10 protein-coding genes and 2 pseudogenes are annotated in these 8,955 nt (G+C 39.0%); all 12 read left to right on the plus strand.

Features of this window, described 5'->3' with window-relative positions:
- The first annotated feature begins 164 nt into the window (after nucleotides 1-164).
- The 12 genes and pseudogenes from DW005_RS12990 (at nucleotide 165) to DW005_RS13040 (ending at nucleotide 8,855) form a co-directional block, all read left to right on the plus strand.
- On the plus strand, nucleotides 165-602 hold the full coding sequence (locus DW005_RS12990) for a radical SAM mobile pair system MarR family transcriptional regulator (RefSeq protein ID WP_117480062.1): 438 nt from the start codon (nucleotides 165-167) through the stop codon (nucleotides 600-602).
- Nucleotides 599-1,288 carry a radical SAM mobile pair protein A gene (locus DW005_RS12995; protein WP_117480064.1) on the plus strand — a complete coding sequence of 230 codons (690 nt, stop codon included), beginning with the start codon at nucleotides 599-601 and terminating at the stop codon, nucleotides 1,286-1,288. Before DW005_RS12990 ends, DW005_RS12995 begins: the two co-directional genes overlap by 4 nt.
- Entirely contained in the window at nucleotides 1,276-2,184 is a 909-nt protein-coding gene (locus DW005_RS13000) for a radical SAM mobile pair protein B (protein ID WP_117480066.1), read from the plus strand. The genes DW005_RS12995 and DW005_RS13000 overlap by 13 nt, the downstream gene beginning before the upstream one ends.
- Before the next feature lie 114 nt (nucleotides 2,185-2,298).
- Nucleotides 2,299-2,652 carry a GNAT family N-acetyltransferase gene (locus tag DW005_RS13005; RefSeq protein WP_117480068.1) on the plus strand — a complete coding sequence of 118 codons (354 nt, stop codon included), beginning with the start codon at nucleotides 2,299-2,301 and terminating at the stop codon, nucleotides 2,650-2,652.
- Nucleotides 2,653-2,765: 113 nt separating this feature from the next.
- Nucleotides 2,766-3,173, plus strand: a complete 408-nt coding sequence (locus DW005_RS13010; RefSeq protein ID WP_005426682.1) for a transcriptional repressor — start codon at nucleotides 2,766-2,768, stop codon at nucleotides 3,171-3,173.
- Between the two features lie 7 nt (nucleotides 3,174-3,180).
- Nucleotides 3,181-3,618, plus strand: a pseudogene (locus tag DW005_RS14450) (flavin reductase family protein); the annotation flags it as partial.
- 57 nt (nucleotides 3,619-3,675) lie between these two features.
- On the plus strand, nucleotides 3,676-4,347 hold the full coding sequence (gene rbr, locus DW005_RS14455; RefSeq protein WP_347461755.1) for a rubrerythrin: 672 nt from the start codon (nucleotides 3,676-3,678) through the stop codon (nucleotides 4,345-4,347).
- Nucleotides 4,348-4,418: 71 nt separating this feature from the next.
- A pseudogene (locus tag DW005_RS13020) lies at nucleotides 4,419-4,607 on the plus strand (desulfoferrodoxin family protein); the annotation flags it as partial.
- Between the two features lie 96 nt (nucleotides 4,608-4,703).
- Nucleotides 4,704-4,859, plus strand: coding sequence for a rubredoxin (locus DW005_RS13025; RefSeq protein ID WP_117480073.1), 156 nt, complete (start codon nucleotides 4,704-4,706; stop codon nucleotides 4,857-4,859).
- 23 nt (nucleotides 4,860-4,882) lie between these two features.
- Nucleotides 4,883-6,115 carry an HD domain-containing phosphohydrolase gene (locus tag DW005_RS13030; protein WP_117480075.1) on the plus strand — a complete coding sequence of 411 codons (1,233 nt, stop codon included), beginning with the start codon at nucleotides 4,883-4,885 and terminating at the stop codon, nucleotides 6,113-6,115.
- 104 nt (nucleotides 6,116-6,219) lie between these two features.
- Nucleotides 6,220-6,618 (plus strand): hemerythrin family protein, encoded by a 399-nt coding sequence (locus tag DW005_RS13035; protein WP_117480077.1) that lies wholly within the window; start codon nucleotides 6,220-6,222, stop codon nucleotides 6,616-6,618.
- Nucleotides 6,619-7,049: 431 nt separating this feature from the next.
- Nucleotides 7,050-8,855, plus strand: a complete 1,806-nt coding sequence (locus DW005_RS13040; RefSeq protein WP_117480079.1) for a diguanylate cyclase — start codon at nucleotides 7,050-7,052, stop codon at nucleotides 8,853-8,855.
- Nucleotides 8,856-8,955: the final 100 nt, after the last annotated feature.

Below are 8,955 nucleotides of genomic sequence, written 5' to 3' on the forward strand. Positions count from 1 at the left end.
TGTAAAAATGTGAATCGCTGTATTCCTTGGACTCCAAAGAGAAAGTAAACTTCCAGTTTGGAGAATTGAAAAAAACGGAATTTACCTATTAAGACATATAAACTGTTGACAATAAAGCTCCTATATAGTATGTTTTTAATAAACTACTATATAGGAGCTTTTGTATGGAAATGAATGGAGGATTTCTTGTTACCAAAATAAAACAGCTTGGAGACCGGATTTTCGAGAAGATTCTCAGTGAAAAGAATATTGATGCGTTTAATGGAGCCCAGGGGCGTATTCTTTATGTGCTGTGGCAGAAGGATGGTATTTCAATCAGGTCACTCTCGACTAAATGCGGATTAGCGATAACATCTCTTACTACGATGCTGGAAAGAATGGAAAATCAAGGGCTGATAAGCCGTGTTCAGTCTGAAACGGACAAAAGGAAAACGCTCCTGTTTCTGACTGAGAAAGCACATGCCTTAAAGGGCGAGTACGATTCTGTATCTGATGTGATGGGCAGTATTTACTACAAAGGTTTTTCAGAGGAAGAAATTACCCGGTTTGAGGAATGCCTCGACCGCATCAGAAAGAATCTTGAGGAGTGGCAGAAGTCATGAGTATTTGTATCAAAGATCAGATTCAGAACATGAATATCGTCATTGGCTGCACAGTGGGGTGTACATATTGCTATGCCCGCAACAACGTGAAACGCTGGCATATGATTGATGATTTCGTTGACCCTGAATTCTTTCCAGGTAAGCTCAAGATGATGGAAAAGAAACGTCCGCAGAACTTTCTTCTTACCGGCATGAGCGATCTCTCTGGATGGAAGCCGGAATGGAGAGACGAGGTATTTGCAAAGATCCGTGAAAATCCACAGCATCAGTTCCTGTTCCTTACCAAGCGACCTGATTTGCTGGATTTTGATACCGATCTGGAAAACGCATGGTTTGGCGTTACGGTGACGAGGAAAGCAGAACGGTGGCGTATCGACGCCCTTCGGAAAAACGTTAGAGCAAAACATTACCATGTTACCTTTGAGCCGTTATTCGATGATCCCGGCACAGTTGACCTTTCTGGAATCAATTGGATCGTTGTCGGTACCATGACCGGAGCTCAGAGCAGGAAGATTCATACGGAGCCGGAATGGGCATGGTCTCTGACGGACCAGGCACATAAGCTCGGCATTCCGGTGTTTATGAAGGAAGACCTTGTCCCTATCATAGGGGATGAAAATATGATTCAGGAAATGCCGGAAGAATTTAATAAAGTGTTAGAGGTACAGAAATCATGGAAGAAGTAATAAATGGAATCCTCATTCGTGAGGTGGAAACAAAGAATATCATGACTAAGTCTAGTCTGCCGGTAGGCGGTTACTCGGTCAATCCCTATGTGGGCTGTACACATGCCTGCAAGTATTGCTATGCTTCTTTTATGAAGCGCTTTACTGGGCACAAGGAGGAATGGGGCACTTTCCTTGATGTGAAGCATTGGCCGGAAATTAAAAATCCGAAGAAATATGCCGGACAGCGGGTGGTCATCGGTTCTGTGACAGATGGCTACAATCCACAGGAGGAGCAATTCGGGAATACCAGAAAACTTCTGGAGCAGCTGATCGGCAGTGACGCAGATATTCTGATCTGCACAAAGTCGGATCTTGTGGTACGGGATATTGATCTGTTGAAGAAGCTTGGACGTGTAACCGTTTCATGGTCGATCAACACACTAGATGAAAATTTCAAGAACGATATGGACTCTGCTTCGAGCATTGAGCGCCGTATCACTGCTATGAAGCAGGTATATGAAGCAGGTATCCGTACAGTCTGTTTCGTATCCCCGGTATTCCCCGGTATCACGGATTTTGAAGCAATCTTTGAGCGGGTAAAGGATCAGTGCGATCTGTTCTGGCTCGAAAATCTCAATCTTCGAGGCGGTTTCAAAAAGACAATTATGGATTATATTGCCGGACAATATCCTGATCTTGTACCACTTTACGACGAGATCTATAACAAGCATAACCGCAGCTACTTTGAAGCACTTGAAGTAAAAGCTGAGAAAATGGCTAAGAAGTATGATTGTGCCTTTGTGGATAATGAAATGCCTTATGGCAGAGTCCCGCAGGGGCATCCGGTGATCGTAGATTATTTCTATCATGAGGAAATCCGTGGGACAGAGAATACCGGAAAAAGAAATCGCTAAATTCCAAATTTTTTTGAGAGTTGCTGCAAATCAATACAAAAGGTGGACAACAATGTTTAAAAGATTTATGATGAGATACCACAGGAAGCGAAGGCGATACGGAAATCAGTATTCATGAAAGAGCAGGGATTTAAGTATGAATTTGATGAGACAGATCATCTGGCGAAACATATGCTGCTTTTCGAGGACGATATTCCAGTAGCTACTTGCAGATTCTTTTTCTCTGTTGAAAGAGATTGCTATGTGATTGGCAGGATTGCGGTTAGTAAAGAATTTCGAGGGAAGCAATATGGTGAAAAGATGTTGCAGGGTGCGGAAAAAACAGTTAGTGATCTCGGGGGTAAAAGAATAGAATTGTCTGCACAGTGTCGTGTGGCAGAGTTTTACAAGAAACAAGGATATATGGAGCTGAATGATATTCATATGGACGAAGATTGTCCACATACTTGGATGCGGAAGGAGGTGTAATTATTGTCAGAGACGGCAAATATTAATAATGAGAATTATTACTATTTTTATTGACAACAGGATGATAGTGGTATATAATCCTTATTAAGAACTAATCCTAATAAGGAGGACGAATGACAAGTAGGCGAAATACTATTCAAAAAGATCTTGTAAGAAATACCGTATACGAAATGAGAAGACATGTTACGGCAAATGAAGTGTATGAATTTATAAAAGAAGCATATCCAACAATTGGAAAAGGAACAGTATATAGAAATCTTGATATATTGGTAGAGGAAGGTGCATTAAGAAAGGTTGAAGTTCCGGATGGACCGAACCGATTTGATTTTACATTGAAAAATCATTACCATGTGAGATGTATAAAGTGCGGTGAAATTTTTGATGTGGATATGGATCAAATACCGGATTTGCTGGAAAGAATTCATAATACTCATGGAATTGAATTTGTGGATTATGATATTTCATTTAAAGGCATTTGCCCGAAATGCAGGGAGAAGGTAAAGGAGGAACAGCATGGATAGGAAAGCAATGTATAAGTTGAGTTATGGACTGTTTATATTGACCGCTAAAGAAGCAGAAAAAGATAACGGATGCATCATTAATACAGCCATTCAGGCGGCCTCAGGACCAAATCAGTTAAGTATCTGCGTCAATAAGGCAAATTACACGCATGATATGATTCAAAGAACTGGAAAATTCACAGTATCAGTCCTGAGTCAGAATGCGCAGTTTGAATTATTTAAGCATTTTGGATTCCAATCAGGAAGGGATACCAATAAGTTTAAAACATTTGAAAAGTGTGCCAGGGGTACAAATGGTATTTATTATATTACAGAAGGTACCAATGCATACATTTCTGTAACAGTTAATAAAACAGAGAATTTGGGTTCACATACAATGTTTATCGGTGAAATAACTGATATGGAAGTGTTAAGTGATATTCCTTCTGTCACATACGAATATTATCAGAATAATATCAAGCCCAAGCCGGAGGAAGTTGGAAAAACGGAAGATGGTCAGACGATATGGCGTTGCAGAATTTGTGGATATGAATATGTAGGTGAAGAATTACCGGATGATTTTATATGTCCTATATGTAAGCACCCGGCTTCAGATTTTGAAAAAATAGTAAAGAAAACGGAGGTAAAAGAAATGGCAGCAAACAAATATGCAGGGACGCAGACAGAGAAAAATTTACAGGAGGCATTTGCAGGAGAATCTCAGGCAAGAAATAAGTATACCTATTTTGCTTCTGTAGCAAAGAAGGAAGGCTACGAGCAGATGTCAGCATTATTTTTAAAGACAGCAGACAATGAGAAAGAGCATGCAAAAATGTGGTTCAAAGAGTTAGCTGGGATCGGAGATACAAAGGAAAACCTGGCAGCCGCTGCAGAAGGCGAAAATTATGAGTGGACAGATATGTATGAAGGCTTTGCGAAAACTGCTGAGGAAGAAGGTTTCCCAGAGCTTGCAGCAAAATTCAGAGCAGTTGGAGAGATTGAGAAGCATCACGAGGAGAGATATCGTGCGCTTCTTAAGAATATTGAAACTGCACAGGTATTTGAAAAGAGCGAAGTTAAGGTATGGGAATGCCGTAACTGTGGACATATTATGGTAGGAACAAAAGCCCCTGAGGTATGTCCGGTATGTAATCATCCACAGAGCTATTTTGAAGTACATGAAGAGAATTACTAAGAGGAGAAGATTATGATGATGTGGCGGATGCCGCTATCGTTATCATATCCGCAGGAGCAGGGCAAAAGCCGGGAGAGACAAAACATCCAATGCTTGAAGAGCATTTCATTGAGTGGATCACATTAAATACCAATCAGGGAATTTACAGAAAGCAGTTAAATCCGGGGCAGGAACCGGCAACGGATTTTTGCCTTTGCGACGGCGAGCAGGTAGAAGAAGTATATGCATATTGTAATCTGCATGGATTATGGAAATGCTAAAAGTATTTGTACATATTATGGTGATGCAGAATTGTGGAAATTGCATTGTAATGGAGTAATCCGTATTATTAACATATTTTACAGGAGGAAAAACAAATGAAATATATATGTGATGTTTGTGGATGGGAGTATGATGAGGAGAAAGGTTATCCGGAAGGTGGTATTGCGCCTGGTACAAAGTGGGAGGACCTTCCGGAGGATTTTACATGCCCGTTATGTTCAGTAGGTAAAGATCAGTTTTCAGAAGCTTAATTTTACGATAAAGGATTATATACATGAGAGTAGAACAGCTGAGCATAGACATTGTGGGACTGGCAGGAGCTTGTTCCTATGCCTTAGACTGCATTGAAGCAGAACTTGTAAATGTAAAAAACAAACATGGAAAGAGAGTGGCTTATATTAGTGTGTGTATGGCTAAATATTGTGCAATCCAAGGTGATGCATTACAAGATTTAGCTATATGCGCTTTGCTGCACGATAATGCGTTGACACAATATATTTCTGAAGAAGTACAGAAATATCCGGATACCGACATTAAAAATGACTTATCCGAAAACAAAACAAATATGCATTGCGTTTATGGTGAAAAAAATATTACTAAAATCCCTTTTAAAACAGATATTTCAAATGTGATTTTATATCATCATGAACATGCTGATGGAACCGGTCCCTTTCGAAAGAAGTGGCATGAAATTCCATTGTTCTCAAGGATTATTCATCTTGCAGATATTGTTGATATTATAGGAAATAGTATTGAATCTGCTGATCATAGATGGGATTTTATATGTCAGTATCTTTCCCAAAATAAGGATAGACTATTTGATTCAGAATGTGTTAATGCCTTTCAGAAGGGATTCACAAAAGAATCCTTTATGTGCTTAAGGGATGATTCTTTTGAAACAAAGCTATGGGAGATTGTTCCAAGAGAAAAACAATTTTTTGATTGGGAAACATGTAAAAATGTTGCAGACTTCTTTGCTAAGATTGTAGATTATAAATCTTCTTTTACCAGCAGGCATTCTATAGGAGTGGCTGAAAAAGCCTCCCTGCTTGCCCGTTATATGGGATATGATTCAATCATTGTACAGAAAATGTATTTGGCTGGTGCCCTGCATGATATAGGAAAAATGGCGGTAGGCAATGAGATTTTGGAAAAACCGGATAAACTTACGGATGATGAATTTTCTAAAATGAAAAATCATGCCGGTTATACATATCTTATATTATCAGAGGTTAATGATTTTGAAGATATACGAGATTGGGCGGCATTCCATCATGAAAAATTAAATGGAAAAGGGTATCCTTTTGAAAAAACTGCGGATGAATTAAATGAGCCGGAACGTATGATGGCATGTGTTGATATTTATCAGGCTCTTACGGAAGATAGACCTTATAAAAAGGGATTATCTCATGAAAAAACATGTGATATCCTTGATGACATGTCACAGAAAGGTTTTATTGATTCAGATATTTCAAAGACAATTAGAGAATGCTTTGGAAGAATCTGATGCCATATATGAAAATAGAGGATATTTCAGACAATAGTGTTTCCATTATGTCTAGTATGGTATGGGTTTCTAAAGCAGAATAAGAATGAAAGTAGGATTAAGTTATGTATGAAATGAAACCAGAATATTATATCGGAATAGATATGATTGACGAAGAACATAAGCAATTGTTTTTGTATGCAGATGAAGCATATGAACTACTCCATGACGAGTACACACCAGATAAATATGATAGAATTGACATAATATTAGAGAAACTTCGTGATTATACGGTAAAGCATTTTGCTGACGAAGAACAGTATATGGAATCTATCAATTATAAGAAATTATTTACACAAAAAGTCCAACATCAGGAATTTATACATAAACTTGATGAATTTATGGAACATCACAATGATGAGGTAGAAGATCAAGATGAACAGATTATGGGTATTTTAAAATATCTCACAGAGTGGTTAGTTAATCACATTCTGTATGTCGATGGTCAAATTCCCAAAGGCTGATATAGCAAGAAAAGTAAAAAGTGGCAACTTTTTACTTTTCTTACAATGAAATAGAATTTATTATGAGAAGAGAAATATCTATTGATGAGAGTAGTCTCTTTAAGACTTTTATAAAAAGAGATGTCTTTCTTTGCGTATTTCCGAGATATTGTTTGTTACCATATAGCGCCCTCCATACTGATCATAAGTGGAAATCATTTCCGCGAAATGATGCTGAGTTGGGAAAGAAGAAAGATCGGACTTAGACACTGTCTTTATTATATTCTATATGTTGTCTTATAAACAGGACTATCAGCATTATACTGGATGAGGCTTCTTTTCGTTTTGCTTATGAGTTTGAAGTGCTGGAAATTTATAGACATTTTCTTATATTAAAGCTATAATATTAAAATTATATGGAACAGATAGACATTGATTTTAGGAGGTGACAAATGAAAAAGCTAAAAAAGAGATTCATTGTTCCGGCAGTGGTATTTATATTGGGTATGTGTGCGTTAATCGGCGCTATATATGTAGTCGGCGAGAGTCAGGAACAGCAGAACAGGACAAATGCAAAGCTCAATGCGATGACATATACGGAGCGTATATATGGCGAGCTTATGGAGGGAATAGGAGTTACCGATACCTTGAAGCAGGTTGTCATAAGTGGTGATGGAAATATAAATAAGTTTTATGATATTGCAGCAAATATGATGGACGATTCGATTCAGAGTATACAGATAGCACCGAATGGAGTTGTGAATGAAATATATCCAGAGGATCTGAATGAATCCGGCAAGATAGATCTGATAAATGATAGTGACAGGGGAGAGATTTCACGCTATGCGAGGGATAATGACACTGTAATTATGCAGGGACCATTTGAGCTGAAGCAGGGCGGATATGGTATAGCAGTGCGCAATCCGGTTTATTTGGAGGATGAAAATGGTAAAAAGAGCTTTTGGGGCTTCACAATTGTTATACTGAAGGTTCCGGAAATTTTTTCTGATTCTGTAGAGGCTCTTTCCAATTTTGGATATAAGTACAGTCTGCAGAAGTGTGCTTCGCCGTGGGATGATACATATGAGTGGGTTTACGGTTCAAAGGAAGCGTTGAACGATCCGGTGATATATGACTTTGACGTGTATGGAGGCAAGTGGAGGCTTGAGATTTTACCCAAGAGTGGGTTTTATAATAATAACTACCTGATATACATGTTTATTGGAGGTGTAATTATAGTCCTGCTTTTGACTGGGCTTACAGCAACGTTGATTTCAATCAATGAGAACAGGAAGAATTTCAAGAGACTTGCTGTGACTGACACACTGACCGGTATCTACAACAGGCTCGGCTTTGATGAGCAGGTTGAGCAATATATGAGGCAGAACCCGCAAAAGCACTGTGTTATGGCGATGCTTGATATTGATGATTTCAAGCTGGTAAACGACATGTATGGACATGCAGCGGGGGATGGTGTACTTAAGAAGCTTGCAGAGAGCATGAAGCAATATTTTTCAAAGGATGTTATATTAGGCAGAAACGGAGGCGATGAGTTTAGCATTTTCATGCCGGATTGCACTGTCGTGGAGGTTAAGCCTTTTCTTAAGAAGTTTACAGAAGAAACCAGGAAATTTTATTGTAAAGGTGAAGCGCATACATTTACCATTTCACTGGGCTTTGCGGAGTATCCTGTTTTGGCTGATGACCGTTCACAGCTCATGCGGTGTGCAGACATAGCACTTTATAAGGTGAAAATGCGTGGGAAGAACGGCTGCATGGCATATCGTGAGGGTGAGCATGTAAAGAGCCGCGCAAAGCTTGGTTTTGCAGTGAAGGATATTATTAATAATTTGCCTGGAGCTTTCATTGTTTACAGAGCAGATAAAGAAAATGATGAGATTCTGCTTGCAAACAGTGAGTTGCTTCGGCTTACAGGCTGTAAAAATATGGACGAGCTGCTTGCATATACAGGTAAGAGCTTCTGCAATCTGATACGCCCGGATGAACAGGAAAGCTGTCAAAAAAGCATATGGTCGCAGATTAACGGAGGACACTCAAATGATTATATTTTCTTTCATATGCAAAAAGCAGACGGTAAATATATTTCAGTGCTCGACCATGGCAGGATAGTGGATTCAGTGCACAATGGCAGAGTATTTTATGTGATGATTATGGACTTAAAGTCACTGCAGAGGCACTATGGAGACTGCCTGGAGCTTGGTGGAGAAGTAGAAAAAAGCAGATTGCTATTGCCGTAAATACGCAAAAAAACAGTTCGTAAAATTATACTTTTACGAACTGTTTGTATTGTATTGGCAATAAAAATAAACCACCTGCTATGCAGGTGTGTTCCCAAAC

Source organism: Clostridium sp. AF36-4, from assembly GCF_003435975.1.
GTDB lineage: Bacteria > Bacillota > Clostridia > Lachnospirales > Lachnospiraceae > Eubacterium_F.

Coding starts and splice junctions, on each gene's coding strand:
- DW005_RS13040 (WP_117480079.1), top strand. CDS start 7,050: ATGAAAAAGCTAAAAAAGAGATTCATTGTTCCGGCAGTGGTATTTATA.
- DW005_RS13025 (WP_117480073.1), top strand. CDS start 4,704: ATGAAATATATATGTGATGTTTGTGGATGGGAGTATGATGAGGAGAAA.
- DW005_RS13010 (WP_005426682.1), top strand. CDS start 2,766: ATGACAAGTAGGCGAAATACTATTCAAAAAGATCTTGTAAGAAATACC.
- DW005_RS13035 (WP_117480077.1), top strand. CDS start 6,220: ATGTATGAAATGAAACCAGAATATTATATCGGAATAGATATGATTGAC.
- DW005_RS13005 (WP_117480068.1), top strand. CDS start 2,299: ATGAAAGAGCAGGGATTTAAGTATGAATTTGATGAGACAGATCATCTG.
- DW005_RS13000 (WP_117480066.1), top strand. CDS start 1,276: ATGGAAGAAGTAATAAATGGAATCCTCATTCGTGAGGTGGAAACAAAG.
- DW005_RS12990 (WP_117480062.1), top strand. CDS start 165: ATGGAAATGAATGGAGGATTTCTTGTTACCAAAATAAAACAGCTTGGA.
- DW005_RS13030 (WP_117480075.1), top strand. CDS start 4,883: ATGAGAGTAGAACAGCTGAGCATAGACATTGTGGGACTGGCAGGAGCT.
- DW005_RS12995 (WP_117480064.1), top strand. CDS start 599: ATGAGTATTTGTATCAAAGATCAGATTCAGAACATGAATATCGTCATT.